We start from the raw sequence: 20,756 nt of genomic DNA on the forward strand, positions 1-20,756 counted from the left end.
CTGAGTAATTTTAGGAAAAATGACCATTTACAAGAATTGATCCATGAAGCACTTTAGGGACAAATTCTAACATATTTTATTCAATTTACATATACATGAAAAAGAACACCATTCTCAGCGCTCAGGTATTCAGTTGTCTAATGCTTGTATCCTTTATATCTTTTGCTCAACCGCAAGGTTGGCATTTGAAAGATTACCAGGAAGACAGTTATTATGGCATAAGTTTAAATAAGGCATACACGTTTTTAAAACAAGCTGGAAGAAGCCCTAAAAAAGTAGTCGTTGCAGTGATTGATTCAGGTATCGATACGGCACATGTCGATTTGAAAAATAATTTATGGCGAAATCCTAAAGAATGGTGGGGTAATGGTAAAGATGATGATAAGAATGGATACGTAGACGATGTTTTCGGCTGGAACTTTATAGGAGCATCGGAGAAGGATAAAAATGTGGAAAAAGATTCGTATGAGTCTGAGCGTGTTTATTGGAAATTTAAAGACCGCTATGAGGGAGTTCCATTAGCAAAAATTAAAAAAAGAGATCGATATCAGTATCAGAGTTGGCTAAGAGCTGAGCTAGATATGCATATGAAAAGTTTGGGTTTGCAAAAAAGTATAGAAGGGGCACAAACAGGTTTAAATGATGCACTATATGCCGATTCAATTTTGATGGGAAATTTGAATAAAGCAGCGTATACTTTTCAGGATGTCAAAGAGTATAATACCCAAGATCCAAAGGTTTTAAATTTTATGGCTAGCTTAAAAAGAAGGTCTACGGATACGCTAAATAAGGCCATAAAAAATACCGACGAGATTGCATTCAGAAAGAATAATTTAGTTTCCAAAAAGGAGCTAAAAATTAATCCCCCAACTGATTACCGATCAATTGTTGGGGATAATTATGCCAATATAAAGGACCGGTATTATGGAAATAATAATATTACAGTGAGTAATGGTTCTGCTTTTCACGGAACTCACGTTGCAGGTATCATTGCTGCAGAACGAAGCAATGAACTAGGGATGGATGGTATTGTAGATGCTGAAATTATGTCGCTTCGAGTGGTTCCGAATGGCGATGAGCATGATAAAGACATAGCGCTTGCGATACGATATGCAGCAGACAATGGGGCTAAAGTAATCAATATGAGCTTTGGTAAAGGCTATTCGCCTGAGAAAAAATGGGTGGATGATGCCGTGAAATATGCTCAAAAGAAAGGGGTGCTATTGGTTCATGCCGCTGGTAATGATATGAAGAATGTGGATACGACGTTTACCTATCCGACGCATACGTTTTTAAATGGCAAACCTGCTGAAAACTGGATTACCGTTGGCGCGAGTGGAGACCCAAAAATCGGAGGATTGGTAGCTTCTTTTTCTAATTATGGAAAAGAAGGGGTAGATGTTTTTGCACCTGGTGTTCAGATTTATTCGACGATTCCTGGGGCTAATAAGTATGGACTTGCGAGTGGTACGAGTATGGCTGCTCCGGTGGTAGCTGGTGTGGCGGCTTTGTTATTTACCTATTTTCCGGAATTAAACTACAGGCAAGTTAAATACATTATTGAAGCTAGTGCGGTGAAACCTCCTCTAGAGGTGATCACGCCGAAGACGAGAGTAAAAGTTAAATTGTCGGATATCTCCAAAACAGGTGGAATCGTGAATGCTTATGAAGCCGTAAAATTAGCTGATCAATTAACTTCTCGAAAATAACCTGATTAGGGCAATTAGGAAATAATTACTTCATGAGGTTTTTATGCACATTAAATATTTATTAAATGTGCATTTCCTGTTTGATGCTATTCGAGTTAAAAGGCTATCTTTATTCTGAATCTAATACCTAATCTATTACCTATGAAAATTTTCAAATCTCGGTTAATACAGTCCATTAAATTTTTTAGCATCGCCTCTTGTGCTCTACTGTCTCTGATGAACAGCCAAAGTGCTTATGCGCAACAGGCAGAAGTGAAGTTGTTTGCGCATCGCGCTGGAGCACATGAATATGATGAAAACACCATGCCCGCATTTAAAGCTTGCTATGATCAAGGAATGCGAGGCTTTGAAACAGATGTGCGAATTTCTAAGGATGGACAGTTGGTTATTTTTCATGATGATAATTTAGAACGTATTGTTGGAACGAATGGGGCAATCGAGGAAATGACCCTAGCAGATATCCGAAAATTAAAAACGAAAAAAGGAAATCAAATACCTACGCTGGACGAGGTGGTCGCATTTTTTAAAGATAAACCAGGAGTTTACATCGAGTTTGAAATGAAGACCAGCAAAACGACTGTTTATCCCGATGAATCGCTTAAGAATTACTGTGATCTGCTCTATAAAAAAACCTATAGCAATAGGCCTGCAAATTCAGATTACCTCTTAACTTCCTTTGATAAACGGCCATTGAAATATTTGAAATCCACCTATCCTGAAGTGGATATGCTCTTTATAAAATCGGAGGGCTTGACTCAACAAGTGTTGGATGAAGCTAAGGAACTGGGGATTAAACGCATTGGAGCCAGAGTGGAAATGACCACTAGAAATATGGTTTTGGAAGCAAAAAAACAGGGTATGACTGTGAGTTTATGGCCAGGAAGGTCGGTTTCGGATTTTTTATTGGGTGTTTCTTTAGGTAGTGATTACCTATGTACTGATGTTCCTATGGAAGTGACTAAATGGGTGAAAGCAAACGCACCTGAAATAAAATTAAAATAAGGATGAATTTAGTAGGAGGTCTAACCTAATATTAAATTAAAAATGATAGGCTGTTTCGCTTTTGGTTTCTGACAATACAAAGTAAGTTTGTACGGTATTCACCTGAGGCAAAACAGCTAATTTATGCCTTAAAAACATATGGTATGCCTCCATATCTTTGGTGGCAATGCGTAGCATAAAATCATAGGACCCCGCCATTTGGTAACATTCCATTACTTCTGGAAATTTGGCTACTTCTTGTTCAAATTCATTTAATACCTCGAAGGTATGTGCTTTTAAAAATACTTGGGAAAATGATATGAGACCAATACCTATTTTCTGACGATCTAATAGTGCGACAGTTTTCCGAATATAGCCTGCCTGTTTGAGTTTTTTTACACGCTCGTGTATGGCAGCAATTGATTTGTGCAATTTACTAGATAATTCTTTATTGCTTAAAGTTGCATCCTCTTGAAGTAGTTTTAATAACTTCACATCGGTCTGATCTAGTTCCATAGATAAATATTTTTCTGTCTGCCTGTGTTTATTCTGTAAATTTCCGAATATTTTTTTAAATAGTTTATTGATTTCAGTAAAATTTATTGAATATATACTATATCATTGAATATTATCTTGTTTGTGTTCAATTTTGTAACCATAGTTAGCTGTATTATGAACCAATTGAATTACAGCTTTTAAAGAATATAAAGAAGTATGGAAGCAGTAGCAACATGGAGTAAATGTTTATCCCCAGAGTTAGATAGTAGATTTCAGCATTTATGGTGCCTTATCGGAAACACACCTATGTTGGAGCTGCAATACACTTACCAAGGAAGGCCTGGGAAAATTTACGTAAAATGTGAAAACTACAATTTGACAGGTAGTATTAAAGATCGGATGGCCTTGTATATTTTATATAAAGCCTATGCGAATTGTCAGATTCGCCCAGATGATGTGATTGTAGAAGCTACTAGCGGAAATACTGGAATTGCTTTTTCAGCTATTGGAAAAGCCTTAGGCCATCAAGTAAAAATTATAATGCCGAATTGGTTGAGTAAAGAACGTATCGATATTATAAAAAGTATGGGTGCTGATATTCAATTGATCAGTAAAGAAGAAGGTGGTTTTTTAGGGAGTATTCAATTAAGTGAAACATTAGCCGCAAAGGGAGGTGTTTTCTTGCCACGTCAATTTGAAAATTTATTCAATGCAGAAGCGCATGAGTTGACTACTGGAAAGGAAATCGCGTTACAATTGGCGGCCAAGGGTTTAACTCCGGATGCTTTTGTCGCTGGCGTAGGTACAGGAGGAACAGTAATGGGGGTAGGAAAGGCCTTGAAAAGCTTCAATCCTGAAGTAAAAATTCATCCTTTAGAACCTCAGGAAAGTCCGACCTTAACCACGGGTTATAAAGTAGGTGCTCACCGTATTCAAGGTATTTCAGATGAATTTATTCCAGCAATTGTTAAGTTGGATGAATTGGATCGGGTTATTTGTGCTTCTGATGCTGATTCGATCATCATGGCGCAGAAACTAGCGCAACAATTGGGTTTGGCTGTTGGCATATCTTCGGGGGCAAATGTCATTGGGGCTATAAAAATTAAAGAAGAACTAGGTGAAGATGCGGTAGTGGTTACTTTGTTATGCGATGATAATAAAAAATACTTAACTACAGACCTAGTGAAAGAACAACCCGTGAAAGAGGGATATATTTCCACTGAATTAGAATTTACAGGTTTTCATCCCATGGCAAGGCTAGAGAAATCCTTAATTGGGAATTATAAATCCTAAGTGTTTTTTTGTCGAGTTAGTTAGTTGTTTAGTTTATATATAGTCGACCGGACTCCCCAAGTTCGGTTGGCTAAACTTAAAAGGTTTAAAATATTGATAACCAAATTATGAAAAGAATTCTGTTATTACTTTGTTTTCTGCTGACTTTCTTTGCCGTTCAAGTAAATGGGCAAGCAGGAGACAGTCTAATCAATTTTGATGATGTTGAATTTGTAGATGGCTCTGATGCGGTTGCTGAAGTGTCTGCTGATTCCCTGCAACCGAAGGATATTGCGAGTTCAAGCAATAGGGATTCGGTTTCTGCGGATACAACAGCGAATGATTTGGCAAAAGTTGAAAACACATCCGAATCCAGTAGTGATTCGATAACCCTTTGGGCGGTGTTTTTAAAAGGTTTGATAGGTGGTTTTTTGGCTTTTTTAATGCCTTGTATTTTTCCTATGGTACCGCTAACGGTTAGTTTTTTTACTAAAAAAGCTGGAAGTGCTACGGAAGGGGTGAAACATGCGTTATTGTATGGTCTGTTTATTATTGTGATTTACGTGGCACTGGGTATGTTGATTACAATCTTATTTGGTGCTGATGCCTTGAATGCCTTATCTACAAATGGGATATTCAATTTCTTATTTTTCTTGCTATTGCTGGTATTTGCAGCTTCCTTTTTCGGGGCTTTTGAAATTACTTTGCCTAGTTCTTTTGTCAATAAGATAGATGCCAAATCGGATAAAGGCGGATTATTAGGATTATTTTTTATGTCTGCGAGTTTAGCAGTGGTGTCTTTTTCTTGTACAGGTCCGATTATCGGAACCTTATTGGTGGATGCGGCTACAAAGGGCGATCGATTAGCGCCCGCTATAGGCATGTTTGGATTCTCCTTTGCATTGGCCATTCCTTTTGTCATATTTGCCATGTTTCCTTCTTTATTAAAATCTTTACCGAAGTCAGGAGGCTGGTTAAATAGTGTGAAGGTGGTATTGGGCTTCTTGGAATTAGCTTTAGCATTGAAATTTTTATCGAATGTAGATTTAGCATACAATTGGCAGTTTTTAGATCGAGAGGTGTTTTTAGCCTTATGGATAGTAATTTTCGGATTGCTTGGTCTGTATTTGATTGGTAAGATTAAATTTTCGCACGATAGTGAGTTGAAGTTTATGTCTGTGCCGAGAACCATGTTTGCGATTCTGGTCTTCTCGTTTGTAATGTATATGATTCCTGGAATGTGGGGTGCTCCATTGAAATCTATTGCGGCATTTTTACCGCCTATAGGTACGCAAGATTTTGATATTTCGTCTGGGGTATCGGTGCATAGCAGTTCTGGCGCAGAGGTCAATAATAGAAAATATTATAAGCATTTTCACGATCGTGCAACTCTTAAAGGTGTAGAGCCATACTATGATTATGCAGAAGCTTTAGAGGCTTCAGAACGCGCTAAAAAACCCTTATTGGTGGATTTTACAGGTTGGAATTGTGTAAACTGCCGCCTGATGGAAGCTGATGTCTTATCGGATCCTGGCATTCATAAGATGATTAATGAGGATTTTATCTTAGTGGAGCTTTATGTGGATGATAGTGTTTTGAAATTACCAGAGGACGAGCAATACAAATCTTCTGTTTCAGGGAAAATCATTAAGACGGTGGGTAAAATGAATTCTGATCTTCAGATCAGTAAATTTAATAGCAATTCCCAACCATTGTATGCATTGATGGACGAAAAACAAAATTTATTAGTTCCTACCAGTGGGGCTAATTATAATATACCAGCATTTAAAGCTTATTTGCAAAAAGCTTTAGATGCATATCATAAAAGATAGTTTCTAGTTTGAGTTTGTAATAAGTCCATCAGAGTCCCAGCTCTTGATGGGCTTTTTTTATAGGAATAGTTTTGCTATTGAGTGAGATAATACCTATAAGAGATGAAATCTTGCCACTTTTTGATAATGGCGCACATTTCATAATGTTCTTGTTCAATGAATTGGTGAATAAGGCAATTTAACGTGTCGAATACCTCATGTAAATGGATGAAATTGCCTTGCTCATCGCGATAGTCAGTTAAAATTTCTAATAGGAAACAATGGGTTTCGAATTCTTTGAACTTTACTTGATAATTTTGATCTGCTTTTAACCATAGATTTTCAAATTGAAATCCTGATTTAATATGCTTGTTACAGGCTTCTTCATAGTTTGTTCGATGGGTGCATAGCTCTTCTTTGAGTTTCTTGACGTTGATTTCTAGTTTATCGTACATCGATGATAAATGCATCTGTACTTCTTTGTCGGTGGAAATAAGGGGCATAATGATCGTATTTTGTTTTTTGCTAAAAGAAATAACAATTAAAATTAGCGAATTGTTTTAATAAGTGTTTGATTTCTTGTTCTTTATATTTAAGGCATTAACGAGATGTTCAAAAATCATATCTTTGAAGTAATGAGCGAGAAAGTTATTAATGGTTATAAATTAGAGATTTGTGCTAATTCTTTGTATTCGGCTAAAGAAGCAGAGAAAGGTGGCGCAAGCCGTGTGGAATTGTGCCAGAATCTAGAGAATGGAGGCACAACGCCTTCCTATGGTTTGATTAAATTAACTCGACAACACTTATCTATTGGTATCCATGTTTTAATTAGACCAAGAGGGGGTGATTTCCTGTATTCTAACGAAGAATTTGAAGAGATGATGGAAGATGTCAGGTTCTGTAAAGAAATCGGTTGTGATGGCGTAGTAATCGGTGTGTTGGATAAAGATGGCAATATTGATGAGCCCCGCATGTCTAAACTAATCGAAATCGCAAGACCTTTGACTGTTGTTTTTCACCGAGCTTTCGATTTGTGCCCTAATCCTTTGAAAAGTTTAGATACCTTGATCGCACTAGGTTGTGATCGAGTTTTGACTTCAGGTCAAGAACATGATGCATTTAAAGGTAAAGAAAAGCTTAAAGAATGGATAACTAAGGCTGCAGGACAAATCGAGGTAATGCCAGGCTCTGGTGTGAATGCTGAAAATATCACTGCTATTTTATCGTATACTGGAGCAAGCGCTATACATAGTTCAGCAAAAGTGATTATTCCATCAGGAATATCAAATCCAGAGCAGGAAGATTTTGGAATGGGAGGGGAGCTAATGTATAGTTCTTCTGAACGAGTAGAAGAAATGGTAAACAAAATAAAAAGCCTCTAGGAATCCTAAAGGCTTTTATATATACTTTTTTACGTATTATTTTGCTTCTGTAGCAAGACTATTTAAGATATTGTCATTTTTAGTAATTTGACTATCTTTTGCCATTTTGCTTCTTGAACCTGGTTCAATATTGCGGCCAAGTTTTAAAAACTGTACTTCAACACGTGCAACAGTTTTGTTTCTTCTATCTTTTCTTTTTAAACGTGTAACTCCCATTATTGTCAATATTTTTAATGTTCAAACGAGGTCGGAAGCGGATTCGAACCGCTGTAGGAGGTTTTGCAGACCTCAGCCTAGCCACTCGGCCATCCGACCCTTTACCTTTACAGGCATGCAAAAATAGGATTTACTTTTGATATTTTAAAACCTTTTTTAATAAATCTATTTATTCTTATAAAAGATTTTAACGTAATAGTGCTATAAAATTCATTTATTCGATAAATAGGCTGTTTGATTAATTATCATTAGTTGTTTTATTGTTTTTAATTGACTGTATTTTAGCGTTTTATGTTGTTGTTTTTGTCCTGTTATTAATTTTGGTCTAAACTTTGTATGAACTGTACTATCGAATAATCGTGTAATTAATTTGAAAATTAAATATTATGAAAAAACTATTACTATCATTAGGCGCTGCATTTTTATTAGCAGCAGGAGCACAAGCTCAAACAAGCTATGGATTAAAGGCTGGTGTTAACTTAGGTAAATTTAGTAACCAAAGTGAAGCGGCTAAGGATTATCAAAAAAACAATGTTTCATTTTATGTAACTGGTTTTGCGGATATTCCTGTAGCACCTCAATTCTCAATTCAACCAGGAGTCTCCTTACAAGGTAAAGGTAATAAGGCGGAATATACAGGTGATGGATTGGATGGAAGCTCATCTATTAATACCATGTCGATTGAAATCCCTGTGAATGCTGTATATTATATTCCTGCAGGTTCTGGTAATGTATTTTTAGGTGCTGGACCTTATGTAGGTTTTAATATTTCTGGAAAATCTAAGTTAGAAGGTAATTTAGGAGAGATTGGTGCAGCAGGTGAATCAGATTTAAAATTCTCGGGTGATGATAAGAACATGAACCTGATTGATGCAGGTGTGAACTTCTTAGGTGGATATAAATTTGGTAATGGATTTCTTATTAATGCGGGATATGGATTAGGTTTATCGAACTTAAACCCAAGTGATAATGCGGATAATAAATTCTCTAACCGTGTGCTATCTTTTGGCCTAGGTTTTCAATTCTAAGCGTATCGTTAGAAGCATTAAATTTTAAAATATTTAGGGAAAGGGTGCAAATCGTATTGCACCCTTTTTTGTGTTTTGAATGGGATTAATTCCTAGGTCAAAATAGGCCTATTGCTTGCTTTTAAAGCTTTTTCTTTTGCCTGGTTAAGCTAATGTAGTTCTTTGTCTGTGTAAAGCAAGGACTGTCCTGAAAGTATTGTAAAGGGTTTATGCCTTCGTCGAGTAGGAGTGGTTTAGCAGTGCTTTCGCTATTACTGGTTTAGTTATGCTTGTTTTAGCTACGCAATGTCTTCTACCGAATTGCGCAATGTAATTACTAGCTGTATGATTCTTCGGCTGTGCATGTCAATTTGAAATATAGATGGTTCCATTACAGAAAATGCTGCCTCATAGAGCAGCATTTATAGCATATCGGATTATACTCCTTAAGGATTTGTAGACCATAAAGATGCTGTTTTTAAGAGTGCTCTTCTTGGTAATTTAAGGTTAGCAACAATCAATTCTGCAAAATCTTCGGGTTGTAAAACTTTGTCAGGATCGCCGTCGGTTAAATTCAATTCCTTTGACATATCTGAGGCAATGGTACTTGGCATCAAAGTGCATACCCGAATATTGTGTTTTCTGACTTCTCGCATTAAAGAATCTGCAAAGCCTACGACGCCAAATTTGCTTGCACTGTAAGCGGAAGTAGTGGCTGCACCATTTAGACCAGCTGTAGAAGCAACCATAATGATGTCTCCAGCATTTTTTTCAATCAATTGAGGTAAGACTGCTTTTGTCACATTGTATGTGCCAAATAAATTGATGTCTACAATATTTTTCCAAGCTTCTGGATCCATGTCCAAGACTGATCCGAAAGCGGCTACACCGGCATTATTCACCAGGATATCGAATGTTCCAAAAGATTGGCTTAGCTGCTTTACAGCTGAATTTACCGACGCTAAATCACTGACATCAAAAACCGTGTAGGTTGATTGAACACCTAGTGCTTGAATTTCTTCACAAGTAGCTTTTAAAAGTTCTTCATTTCTACCTGTAATAGCTACATGTATTCCTTCTTTTGCAAAAGCTAGAGCTGTAGCTTTTCCTAATCCTCTTCCTGCTCCTGTAATGAGCGCATATTTTCCAGCTAAATTTTCCATAATCAAAGGTAACTATTTAACCGCAATGGCTGTGAACGTAAATCCCTAAATAGTGCATGGATGATCATGGGAGGTAAGCTGAGTTCTCAAGACTATTTAAAACAACAAAAGCCAGTTCTAATGAACTGGCTTTGTTTTCAATTTGAAATCGGTTCTATCACACTTTGATTTCAACTTCAACACCTGAAGGTAATTCTAATTTCATTAACGCATCAACTGTTTTCGAGTTTGATGAATAAATGTCTAACAATCTCTTGTAAGAACACAATTGGAATTGCTCACGTGCTTTTTTGTTAACGTGTGGTGAACGTAAAACCGTATAGATTTTTTTCTCAGTAGGTAATGGAATAGGACCACTAACAACTGCACCTGTAGGTTTTACTGTTTTTACGATTTTCTCAGCTGATTTATCAACTAAATTGTAATCGTAAGATTTCAATTTGATTCTGATTCTTTGGCTCATCTTTATTTGATTTTAATTTTGACCGCTAATTAGAGCTATTTACAACTAGCGGTCGGTTTATTTTAATGAGGTTTGTAGATTATTCTACAGAACCTTTAACTCTACCTTTAGATTTAGCGATTACATCTTCAGACACGTTACGAGGTGCTTCAGAATAGTGATCGAATTCCATAGTGGATGTTGCACGACCTGAAGTAATAGTACGTAATTGTGTTACATAACCAAACATTTCAGAAAGTGGAACTAATGCTTTAATAACTTGAGCACCATTACGTGAATCTAATCCTTGCATTTGACCACGACGACGGTTTAAGTCACCCATTACATCACCCATGTTTTCTTCTGGAGTTAATACTTCTACCTTCATGATAGGCTCCATAAGAACGGGTTGACATTTAGGAAGTGCTTCACGGTATGCCATCTTAGCTGCCAATTCGAAAGATAATGAATCTGAATCGACTGCGTGGAATGAACCATCAATCAAACGAACTTTCATTCCTGATAGAGGGTAACCCGCTAATATACCATTGTTCAATGATGCTTCAAATCCTTTTTGAACGGAAGGAATATATTCTTTTGGAATAGATCCACCAACGATTTCATTTACAAATTGAAGTGCTGATTTTGAAGTATCGTAATCTTCGTCGATAGGAGAGATAACCACTTTAATATCTGCGAATTTACCGCGACCACCTGATTGTTTCTTGTAAACTTCACGGTGTTCAGTAGTTCCATTGATAGACTCTTTATAAGCTACTTGTGGAGCACCTTGGTTTACTTCAACTTTAAATTCACGTCTCAAACGGTCAATCAAGATCTCTAAGTGAAGCTCACCCATTCCTGAAATAACTGTTTGTCCTGTTTCTTCATCAGATTTTACTACGAAAGTAGGATCCTCTTCAGCAAGTTTACTTAATCCCATACCTAATCTATCTACATCAGCCTGAGTTTTAGGCTCAATAGCTAATCCGATAACTGGCTCAGGGAAAGTCATAGATTCCAAAACGATTGGGTGTTTCTCATCACATAGTGTGTCACCCGTTTTGATGTCTTTGAAACCTACTACAGCACCGATATCACCTGCTTCAATTCTAGGGATTGGGTTTTGTTTGTTAGCGTGCATTTGGAAGATACGAGAAATACGCTCTTTGTTACCAGAACGAGTATTTAACACGTAAGATCCCGCTTCTAAAACTCCTGAATAAGCACGAACAAAACATAAACGACCAACAAATGGGTCAGTTGCAATTTTGAATCCTAATGCAGCGAAAGGCTCAGTAACCGAAGGTTTACGAGAGATCTCTTCACCTGTGTTCGGGTTAGTACCAGATACTGCTTCTTGATCTAATGGAGAAGGTAATAATTCCATCACTAGGTCAAGCATAGTTTGTACACCTTTGTTTTTGAAAGATGAACCACAAACCATAGGAACGATTGCGTTATCTAAAACCGCTTTACGTAAAGCGTCTAAGATTTCACGTTCTGTTAATGAATTAGGATCATCAAAGAATTTCTCCATTAATGACTCATCATATCCAGCAACAGCTTCTAATAATTTTTCACGGTATTCAGCAACTTCTTCAACCATATCCTCTGGAATAGGAACTTCGGTAAAAGTCATCCCTTTATCTTGTTCATTCCATACGATACCACGGTTGTTGATTAAGTCAACTACACCTTTGAAAGTATCTTCAGCTCCGATAGGCAATTGCAAAGCAACAGCATCAGAACCTAACATATCTTTTACTTGTTTAACAACTTTTAAGAAGTCAGCTCCGGAACGGTCCATTTTATTAACGAAACCTATACGAGGCACTTTATAGTTGTCAGCTAAACGCCAGTTCGTTTCAGATTGAGGCTCAACACCATCAACAGCTGAAAACAAAAATACTAAACCATCAAGTACACGCAAAGAACGGTTTACCTCTACGGTAAAATCCACGTGTCCAGGAGTATCAATAACGTTTACTTGGTATTTATTATCACGGTAGTTCCAATAAACCGTAGTTGCAGCAGAAGTAATCGTGATACCACGCTCAGCCTCTTGCTCCATCCAGTCCATGGTAGAAGCACCTTCGTGAACTTCTCCAAGTTTATGGTTTACCCCTGAGTAGTATAAAATACGCTCAGTTGTGGTAGTTTTACCAGCATCGATGTGGGCAGCGATACCAATATTTCTAACTAATCTTAAATCTCTTGCCATATTAATTTTATGCAGTTTGCTTGAAAAGCTTTGTTTGTTCCTGTTAAATAAAATACACCGACTTTCTTCTTGAATATTCAATCAGTAAAGTCGGTGTAATCATATTTAATTCGTTAAAGTCAAAATTAGAATCTGAAGTGTGAGAACGCTTTGTTAGCCTCAGCCATTTTGTGCGTATCTTCTTTCTTCTTCACTGCAGCACCTTCACCTTTCGACGCGGAAATGATTTCTCCTGCTAGTTTCTCAAACATAGTTTTTTCACCACGTTTGCGAGCATAAGAAATTAACCATTTCATACCTAAAGCGATTTTACGCTCAGGACGTACTTCCATAGGAACTTGGAAGTTGGCACCACCCACACGACGAGATTTAACCTCTACAGCTGGCATTACGTTGTTCAACGCTTTTTTCCAAGTCTCTAGACCGTTCTCTTGTGTTTTTTGCTCTACTAATTCTACTGCATTGTAGAAAATTGAATATGCAATAGATTTTTTTCCGTCAAACATCATGTTGTTTACGAAACGTGTTACCTGAACATCATTAAACTTTGGGTCAGGTAAAATGATCCTCTTTTTTGGTTTTGATTTTCTCATTTTCTTTTCCTCCGTTTAATTATTTCTTACCTTTTCCTTTTGTAGGCGCAGCCGCAACTTGACCTGGTTTAGGACGTTTTGTTCCGTATTTTGAACGACGTTGATTACGACCAGCAACACCTGAAGTATCTAATGCACCACGGATGATGTGGTAACGTACTCCTGGTAAGTCTTTCACACGACCGCCACGGATTAATACGATGGAGTGCTCTTGTAAGTTGTGTCCTTCTCCTGGAATGTAAGCATTTACTTCTTTTCCATTTGTTAAACGAACACGAGCTACTTTACGCATTGCTGAGTTTGGTTTTTTAGGGGTAGTAGTGTATACACGTGTACACACACCTCTTCGCTGTGGACATGAATCCAACGCTGGTGATTTACTCTTGTCAACCAGAGCTACTCTACCTTTTCTAACTAATTGTTGAATAGTAGGCATTTACCTGTTTCTAAATTATTTGTTTAAAATTAATTTTTAAGTCCGCAAAGATATAAATTATTCTTTGAACTGTAAAGACTTGGTTGATAAGTTTTTTAAAATAGTTTCTGAATATCAAAATCAGTGCTATTCTACCTATCTTCCTGTCAGTTGTGTTTCCTTCAAAAAGCCCTTAGATCCCGCAGCTAAGGGCTTTTAATTTCTATTTGGATTAGCTGTTGCCAATATCGAATGATAATCGCCTTAGCTTATCAGTGAAAAGTCTATTTGTCGTTTATCTAAATCAACTTTTTTGACTATAATTTGCACTTCATCACCCAATTGATATGTTTTCTTCTTGCGTTGTCCAATGATGGCAAAGTTTTTCTCGTCCAAGGTATAGAAATCATCTGTAATATCTCGTAATCGAACCATACCTTCGCACTTGTTTTCCTCAATCTCTACATACATTCCCCATTCCGTAACACCAGAAATGATACCCAAATATTCTCTACCGATTTGATCTTGCAAAAATTCAGCTTGTTTATATTTCACAGAGGCGCGTTCTGCTTCAGCCGCTTTTTTCTCTTTTTGCGAGGAATGCTCCGCCATTTTTTCATAATGCTCCGCATTGACATGTTTACCACCGTCTAGATAATATTGAAGCAAGCGATGAACCATTACATCCGGATATCGACGAATAGGAGAGGTGAAGTGTGTATAATAATCAAACGCTAATCCGTAATGTGATGCCTTTTTGGTCGTGTATATGGCTTTTGCCATAGATCGTATTGCCAAAGAGGTTAAAAGATTTTGTTCCTTTGAACCTTCTATCTTGCTCATCATGCTGTTTAGCGATTTTGCAGTTTCTTTATCCGATTTCAAGCTCAGACGATGTCCAAAGCGAGAGGCAAACTGTGAAAAGCTAGTTAACGTTTCTGTATTAGGGACATCGTGAAAACGATAAACAAAAGGAAGTTTGTTTTTACCCTTTCCTTGCTTTCCAATAAATTCCGCTACCTTTTTATTCGCCAGTAGCATAAAATCTTCGATTAATTTATGCGCATCTTTCCTGATTTTGGTAAAAACACCTAAGGGTTTACCATTTTCATCCAGCTGAAACTTAACCTCCTCGGTTTCGAAACTAATCGCGCCAGATTTAAAGCGACGTTCCCGAAGAATATACGCGAGTTCATTTAATTTGAGTATTTCATTGGAAAATTGATCTTCCTTACCTTCGATAATTTCTTGTGCTTCTTCGTAGGTAAATCGCCTATCCGAATGGATGATTGTTCTTCCAAACCATTCATTTATGACGTTTGCTTTTTCATCGATTTCAAAAACGGAAGAGAAACAAAGTTTATCCTCATTTGGACGAAGCGAACATAAATTATTAGAAAGGCGCTCTGGAAGCATGGGGATAACGCGATCCACTAAATAAACAGAGGTGCCACGTTCAAACGCTTCTTTATCTAAAGCAGTATCAGGAATCACGTAATGAGAAACATCGGCAATATGAACGGCGATTTCGTAATTGCCATTCTCTAAAGTTTTAAAAGAAATCGCATCATCAAAATCTTTAGCATCTAAAGGGTCGATGGTGAACGTAGTTGTCGCACGGAAATCAGCGCGTTTCGCTATTTCTTCAGGACTTATGGTTTCCGGGATTTCATTTGCTTCCTCTTCTACCGCTTTTGGAAATTCCAAAGGAAATCCATAATCAGCTAAGATGGCATTCATTTCGGTATTATTCTCACCCTTCTTACCGAGCACAGATTTAACTTTTCCAATCGGATTTTTTGCTTTAGCTGGCCAGTCGATAATGGAAACCACGACTTTCTCTCCGTTCTTCGCTCCGTTCAAATTGTCGAGTGGAATAAAGATGTCGTGTAGCATTTTTCTGTCGTCAGCTAAGAAGAACGCATAGCTTGTAGATACGTCCATCGTTCCAGTGAAATCGGTCTTTGCACGTTGCACAATTTCCACAACTTCACCCTCGCGTTTTTTACCTTTCTTACGGTCGTAAATATGGACTTTAACGATGTCTCCATGTAAGGCTTGGCGTAGCTTTCTAGGGGCGACAAATATATCAGTTTCGAGCTCGTCTTCAGGGACAATATAAGCTGATCCATCAGCCGTCATATCGACCTTTCCTGTGAGGTATACTTGCAGTTGTTTAAGCTTAAATTTTCCACGCTCAGGTTGTTGGAATAAGCCATGTTTTGAAGCGTCTGATAAAATGTCTGCAACCGCGATTTTAGAATCGGTGTCTGTCAAATTTAATTTAGATGCGACTTGTTTATAATTCAATAATGGGTTGCCGGATTTTTCGAAAACATCAACGATAAGTTGAGTTAGCACTTCTTTGTAAGGGTTGTCTTTTTTTGACTTCATAAACTTTTATTCTTACCAAAACCTCCAAGGGTAAAATCCGAAAAGCGGATAGGGGAGGTCTTCGCTATTTTATTTTTGTTCGCATTATTTCGAATGCTATACTTCAATAAAGATACACAAAAATGATGGTTTTAGTTTTTTTGATTTCGAACTTGATCATGCTACTTTTTAAATAGATAGACTTGAAAAGTGATTATTTATTTTAGCTGTACTATCTAATTGAAAACTATATTATTAAATAGTCAATTGCTAAACATATTTAAAAGTATAATTAGATAACACGTTGATATTCAGCGCTTGTTATCATTTGTTTGGTAAATCTTGTTATTTGCTAAAATAATTTTATTAATGTAATCAGTCTTATAATTGACATTAAAGTACTGTAAATTAATACAGTATATTTTCAAATGCTAAAGATTAGCAATCGAATAATTTTATATATTAGCCATTAAAATTGAAAAATTGAGTTGTCAGCCTCCTACATAAAATTTTATTAAAATTAAATTTTATGAGAGAAATAGGACCTGAAATGGAGGCTAAGATTTACAATGATCGCACAAACCTACGGCATTAATTGCGATGGAGTGCAGGGTAAAATCTTTTGGCAAATTGATCTGAGGAATGGAAATTTCATCTAAACAAAATACACTGTTACACACGGAGCAGATGAAATGAACATGTTGATCATGGTGATGATCGGCAGAACATTTGTGGGAACAAAAGGCATAAGTTGCCGTACCTTGAAGATCAAAAACTTTATGTAAAATTCCCTTTTCTTCGAAGCTTGAAAGAATCCGATATAGGGTTACACGGTCTATATCATTCCCTAAAATACGTTCTAATTCTGGTTGAGATATCGCCGTGCTCTTGGTTGAAATTACCTCCAAAACTCGTAGTCTTGGTTGGGTAACTTTGAGCTGATTGGCCTTTAAAATTTGATTGAATTCTTCGGTTTTTATAAGATGATCTTCCATACCCTTATCACATTGAAAGATGTAAAAATACGCATTTTTTACTACATAAAAAACCTCCTTAACTGAAGCTAAGGAGGTCCCTATTTTGCATGATTTTTTTCAATTATTTTCCTGAAGCTTTCGCGTGATCAGCAAGAAATTGTGCCAAACCACTATCCGTTAGTGGGTGCTTTAATAAAGCTGTAATAGCAGATAAAGGACCCGTCATTACGTCTGCTCCAATCTTAGCACAACCTAAAATGTGCGCACTGTGGCGTACAGATGCCGCTAAGATTTGTGTTTGAAATCCATAGTTGTCATAGATTTCACGAATTTCTTCGATCAAGCCCAAACCGTCTACAGAAATATCATCCAAACGACCGATGAATGGTGATACATAGGTTGCTCCTGCTTTTGCAGCTAACAAAGCTTGGCCAGCTGAAAATACCAAAGTACAATTGGTTTTGATACCTTTTTTACTGAAATATTTAATTGCTTTTACACCATCTTTAATCATAGGAACTTTAACCACAATCTTACTGTCTAATGCAGCTAAAATTTCACCTTCTTTGATCATGCCTTCATAATCTGTAGAAATAACTTCTGCACTTACATCACCTTCTACGATAGCGCATATAGCTTTGTAATGATTGATTACGTTTTCTTCTCCAGATATGCCTTCTTTGGCCATTAAACTAGGATTAGTAGTTACTCCATCTAAAACACCTAAGTCTTGTGCTTCTTTAATTTGCGCTAGATTGGCCGTGTCAATAAAAAACTTCATGGTATAAAATGTTGATTTAAAATATAAGCCCTTTTATATTATTTTGGGGATTTGTTATGCAAAGGTAAGATATTGTTTCAAGAATGAAAACAATGTTGAATAACAAGCTTTTAATTCCAGTATTTTAGAACTTTATCCCGCAGATTTTGTTGTAGCATTGACAGCCTAATCCGAATTAACAATTTCATTACTTGTTGAAGCTGAGGGAAAACTGTACATTTAGCAATAGCAGATGGATTGTAAACGTAGATTCTAAAATCGCTTCCGATACATGCAAATATTTAGATCATTAGCATATCCCAATTATCGATTACATGCCATAGGTCAATCCATATCTATCTTGGGGACATGGATGCAGCGTATAGCCATTAGTTGGTTAGTTTATCAGTTAACTGATTCTGTATTTTGGCTAGGTTTTGTTTCCTTCATTTCTTTATTGCCTTCCTTAGTATTATCTCCATTTATAGGTGCATTTGTTGATAGACATCCCAAATATAAATTGGTGTTTATCACGCAAATTGGCTTAATGATTCAAGCAGGTTTATTAGCATTATTACTGTATTTAGAATTAGAATCGGTTCTTTATTTATCGGTATTGGGTTTTGTACAAGGGCTTATCAATGCTTTTGACGTGCTTGGGAGGCAAGCTTTATTGGTATCATTGGTAGATGATCGAAAAGATTTGTCCAATGCAATCGCCTTAAATTCTTCTATTTTTAATGCAGCCCGAATGGTTGGGCCTGCGATAGGAGGAATATTGCTCACGATGTATGGTGAGTTTGTGTGTTTTACAATCAATTTCTTGAGTTTTATTCCAGTCATTATCTGTCTATTACTCATGAATGTCAAGGAAAAGGTCATCATTGTTCCCAATGAAAATGCTTTTCAGGGTTTAGTTCAAGGTTTTAAATATTTAAAAAGATCTCCCCATATTATCTCATTGATTATTGTACTCACATTTTCAAGCCTGTTGGTTATGCCGTATACCTTCTTACTTCCGGCAGTTGCAAAGGAGTTATTCCAGGGAAATGAACAGACCTTTTCCTGGTTCGAGAGTGCTGCCGGTTTTGGGGCTATGCTTGGTGCAATCCGAATGGCGACCCTTCGCTCAGGAGAAAATCTTCGATACCGAGTACTATTTGCGGCATTGGCTATGGCAATTTCCTTGGTATTATTGGCCTTTGCAAAGTTCTTGCCTGCTGCATTATGCTTTACCTGCGCGGTGTCATTTGCTATGATGATGCAAACTTCTTCGATCAATACCTATATACAAACCCATGCTATGCCAGCTTATCGGGCTCGCGTGATGTCTTATTATGTGATGGCTTTTCAAGGAATATTACCTATTGGAAGTTTACTAACTGGAGCATTTGCGGAATGGTTTGGTCTTAAAACCGCTTTGTATATCATGGGCGGATGCGGCATATTTATATCCGTAGGTTTCTATATTTACTTGAGATTGCATATTCAACGACGATTATTCAAAGTGAATTTCCGTTGATTGAGTTGAATAATGTTCCGTTTATAATCGATAATGGCTCCATATTTCTTCAAAATATCACCCCCTAAAACCCCAATTACAGGACTCAGTCCTATCTGTTGATAGGCATAATTTATCGAACTTAGATCGAGTACCGCTACATGAATATTTTTGCCATGCCATGCCGCGAGTTTTAAATCTGGGATGGTTAAAAAGAAACTTTCCATCGTATTGGTTCCGAGTCCTGTACTCAAAACATCGGTTATTTCAAGAGTTTCTTCTGAAATCCCTGCCTGCAATAAGGTTTCTTTATCTAAAACTGTTTTGGAGGCACCCGTGTCAATCACCATTTTAAATTTCTTTCCGAGTAGTTCGGCTTCTGTTATAATATGAAAGCCATCAGCTTGTAGGCTGATGACTTCAAATGGTATTTTTTGCATGTTTATTTAATCGTAATTTTATTCATTTTATTTGCTGAGCACGCCCTCATCGTACAATACTTGATTCATCTTTCTAACCGAATCAGCACTTGCGCTAAATAGCGCTTTTTCTTCCTCAGAAAGCGTTATAGGAACGATTTTATCCCAGCCTTTTTTATTGATGATCACAGGTACGCCTATCGCTATATCATCTTGGTCTAATTCGCCTTCCAAAAATACGGAGGCTGTAAATAGCCTATTTTGGTCTCTAACTATACTTTCTACCATTGCTGCAGCTGCGGCACCTGGTGCATACCAAGCCGAAGTACCTATTAATGCAGTTAACGTAGCGCCACCAACCATGGTTTTTTTGACAATTTCTGCTTCTTCTTCCGCTGTTAAGAACTGTGAAATAGCAACAGAATTCCAGGTTGCATGTTTAATTAAAGGGATCATGGTGGTATCTCCATGTCCTCCAATTACTATCGCATTTAAATCATTGGCTGAGGCATTTAGTTTATCGGAAAGTTGATATTTAAATCGCGCAGAATCCAATGCTCCACCCATTCCAATAATTCTATTTTTTGGTAATCCGCTAGCTTTCAGTGCTAAATAGGTCATCGTATCCATTGGATTAGATACAATTAATATAATGATATCAGGAGAATGTTTAATTAGGTTATCGACCACATTTTTTACAATGTTCGCATTCGTTCCAATCAACTCTTCGCGAGTCATTCCCGGCTTTCTAGGGATTCCGGAAGTAATTACAGCGACTGTGGAACCAGCAGTAGATACATAATCGTTCGTTACGCCTTTTATTTTTGAATCGAAGCCTAATAGAGCGGAAGTTTGCATCATATCTTGTGCTTTGCCTTCGGCAAATCCTTCCTTTATGTCTAACAAAACAATCTCTTCTGCAATATTACGTCTTACTAGATTATCTGCAGTGGTTGCTCCAACTGCTCCTGCACCTACAACGGTTATTTTCATAGCATTTTGGTTTAAATGTT

General features: G+C 37.0%; 20 protein-coding genes and 1 tRNA gene. 7 read left to right on the top strand and 14 right to left on the bottom strand.

The window, feature by feature from the left end:
- The first annotated feature begins 95 nt into the window (after positions 1-95).
- Both ACFRAE_RS07895 and ACFRAE_RS07900 read left to right on the top strand, forming a co-directional pair.
- Entirely contained in the window at positions 96-1,709 is a 1,614-nt protein-coding gene (locus ACFRAE_RS07895) for a S8 family serine peptidase (protein ID WP_422796596.1), read from the top strand.
- 141 nt (positions 1,710-1,850) lie between these two features.
- Complete coding sequence (locus tag ACFRAE_RS07900; protein ID WP_422796597.1) at positions 1,851-2,711, top strand: glycerophosphodiester phosphodiesterase; 861 nt, start codon at positions 1,851-1,853, stop codon at positions 2,709-2,711.
- Positions 2,712-2,747: 36 nt separating this feature from the next.
- On the opposite strand, the gene ACFRAE_RS07905 is transcribed toward ACFRAE_RS07900, so the two are convergent.
- On the bottom strand, positions 2,748-3,206 hold the full coding sequence (locus ACFRAE_RS07905) for an Lrp/AsnC family transcriptional regulator (protein WP_422796598.1): 459 nt from the start codon (positions 3,204-3,206) through the stop codon (positions 2,748-2,750).
- 198 nt (positions 3,207-3,404) lie between these two features.
- Between ACFRAE_RS07905 and ACFRAE_RS07910 the strand changes: the two genes are divergently transcribed.
- Together ACFRAE_RS07910 and ACFRAE_RS07915 are read left to right on the top strand one after the other, a co-directional pair.
- Positions 3,405-4,481 (top strand): PLP-dependent cysteine synthase family protein, encoded by a 1,077-nt coding sequence (locus tag ACFRAE_RS07910; protein ID WP_422796599.1) that lies wholly within the window; start codon positions 3,405-3,407, stop codon positions 4,479-4,481.
- Positions 4,482-4,588: 107 nt separating this feature from the next.
- A complete protein-coding gene (locus ACFRAE_RS07915; protein ID WP_422796600.1) occupies positions 4,589-6,292 on the top strand; it encodes a protein-disulfide reductase DsbD family protein in 1,704 nt (567 codons plus the stop codon).
- A 74-nt stretch (positions 6,293-6,366) separates the two neighbouring features.
- On the opposite strand, the gene ACFRAE_RS07920 is transcribed toward ACFRAE_RS07915, so the two are convergent.
- Positions 6,367-6,774: a hypothetical protein gene (locus ACFRAE_RS07920; protein ID WP_422796601.1), complete on the bottom strand. Its 408-nt coding sequence runs from the start codon at positions 6,772-6,774 to the stop codon at positions 6,367-6,369.
- Between the two features lie 132 nt (positions 6,775-6,906).
- On the opposite strand from ACFRAE_RS07920, the gene ACFRAE_RS07925 reads away from it, so the two are divergent.
- Complete coding sequence (locus ACFRAE_RS07925) at positions 6,907-7,653, top strand: copper homeostasis protein CutC (protein WP_422796602.1); 747 nt, start codon at positions 6,907-6,909, stop codon at positions 7,651-7,653.
- Between the two features lie 36 nt (positions 7,654-7,689).
- Here the strand turns inward: ACFRAE_RS07925 and ACFRAE_RS07930 are convergent, their stop codons facing one another.
- Entirely contained in the window at positions 7,690-7,869 is a 180-nt protein-coding gene (locus ACFRAE_RS07930; protein WP_422796603.1) for a spore protein, read from the bottom strand.
- A gap of 28 nt (positions 7,870-7,897) precedes the next feature.
- Positions 7,898-7,968 (bottom strand) — tRNA-Cys (locus ACFRAE_RS07935).
- Positions 7,969-8,255: 287 nt separating this feature from the next.
- Between ACFRAE_RS07935 and ACFRAE_RS07940 the strand changes: the two genes are divergently transcribed.
- Complete coding sequence (locus tag ACFRAE_RS07940) at positions 8,256-8,897, top strand: porin family protein (protein ID WP_422796604.1); 642 nt, start codon at positions 8,256-8,258, stop codon at positions 8,895-8,897.
- A gap of 425 nt (positions 8,898-9,322) precedes the next feature.
- On the opposite strand, the gene ACFRAE_RS07945 is transcribed toward ACFRAE_RS07940, so the two are convergent.
- The 8 genes from ACFRAE_RS07945 to fsa form a co-directional block, all read right to left on the bottom strand.
- On the bottom strand, positions 9,323-10,039 hold the full coding sequence (locus ACFRAE_RS07945) for a 3-ketoacyl-ACP reductase (RefSeq protein WP_422796605.1): 717 nt from the start codon (positions 10,037-10,039) through the stop codon (positions 9,323-9,325).
- Between the two features lie 157 nt (positions 10,040-10,196).
- Positions 10,197-10,502: a 30S ribosomal protein S10 gene (rpsJ, locus tag ACFRAE_RS07950; RefSeq protein ID WP_013667229.1), complete on the bottom strand. Its 306-nt coding sequence runs from the start codon at positions 10,500-10,502 to the stop codon at positions 10,197-10,199.
- 79 nt (positions 10,503-10,581) lie between these two features.
- Positions 10,582-12,705 (bottom strand): elongation factor G, encoded by a 2,124-nt coding sequence (gene fusA / locus ACFRAE_RS07955; RefSeq protein ID WP_422796606.1) that lies wholly within the window; start codon positions 12,703-12,705, stop codon positions 10,582-10,584.
- Between the two features lie 125 nt (positions 12,706-12,830).
- Positions 12,831-13,298 carry a 30S ribosomal protein S7 gene (gene rpsG / locus ACFRAE_RS07960; RefSeq protein WP_422796607.1) on the bottom strand — a complete coding sequence of 156 codons (468 nt, stop codon included), beginning with the start codon at positions 13,296-13,298 and terminating at the stop codon, positions 12,831-12,833.
- Positions 13,299-13,317: 19 nt separating this feature from the next.
- A complete protein-coding gene (gene rpsL / locus ACFRAE_RS07965) occupies positions 13,318-13,734 on the bottom strand; it encodes a 30S ribosomal protein S12 (protein ID WP_422796608.1) in 417 nt (138 codons plus the stop codon).
- A gap of 243 nt (positions 13,735-13,977) precedes the next feature.
- Entirely contained in the window at positions 13,978-16,107 is a 2,130-nt protein-coding gene (gene rnr, locus ACFRAE_RS07970) for a ribonuclease R (RefSeq protein WP_422796609.1), read from the bottom strand.
- Positions 16,108-16,643: 536 nt separating this feature from the next.
- Positions 16,644-17,081: a Fur family transcriptional regulator gene (locus ACFRAE_RS07975; RefSeq protein WP_422796610.1), complete on the bottom strand. Its 438-nt coding sequence runs from the start codon at positions 17,079-17,081 to the stop codon at positions 16,644-16,646.
- A 103-nt stretch (positions 17,082-17,184) separates the two neighbouring features.
- Positions 17,185-17,844, bottom strand: a complete 660-nt coding sequence (gene fsa, locus ACFRAE_RS07980) for a fructose-6-phosphate aldolase (protein WP_422796611.1) — start codon at positions 17,842-17,844, stop codon at positions 17,185-17,187.
- Positions 17,845-18,115: 271 nt separating this feature from the next.
- Between fsa and ACFRAE_RS07985 the strand changes: the two genes are divergently transcribed.
- Positions 18,116-19,345, top strand: a complete 1,230-nt coding sequence (locus ACFRAE_RS07985; protein WP_422796612.1) for an MFS transporter — start codon at positions 18,116-18,118, stop codon at positions 19,343-19,345.
- On the opposite strand, the gene ACFRAE_RS07990 is transcribed toward ACFRAE_RS07985, so the two are convergent.
- Both ACFRAE_RS07990 and ACFRAE_RS07995 read right to left on the bottom strand, forming a co-directional pair.
- On the bottom strand, positions 19,312-19,764 hold the full coding sequence (locus ACFRAE_RS07990; RefSeq protein WP_422796613.1) for an aspartyl protease family protein: 453 nt from the start codon (positions 19,762-19,764) through the stop codon (positions 19,312-19,314). The genes ACFRAE_RS07985 and ACFRAE_RS07990 overlap by 34 nt on opposite strands.
- Positions 19,765-19,791: 27 nt before the next feature.
- A complete protein-coding gene (locus tag ACFRAE_RS07995) occupies positions 19,792-20,736 on the bottom strand; it encodes a malate dehydrogenase (RefSeq protein WP_422796614.1) in 945 nt (314 codons plus the stop codon).
- Positions 20,737-20,756 lie beyond the last annotated feature (20 nt).

This window comes from Sphingobacterium sp. HJSM2_6 (genome assembly GCF_049316305.1).
Lineage (GTDB): Bacteria > Bacteroidota > Bacteroidia > Sphingobacteriales > Sphingobacteriaceae > Sphingobacterium.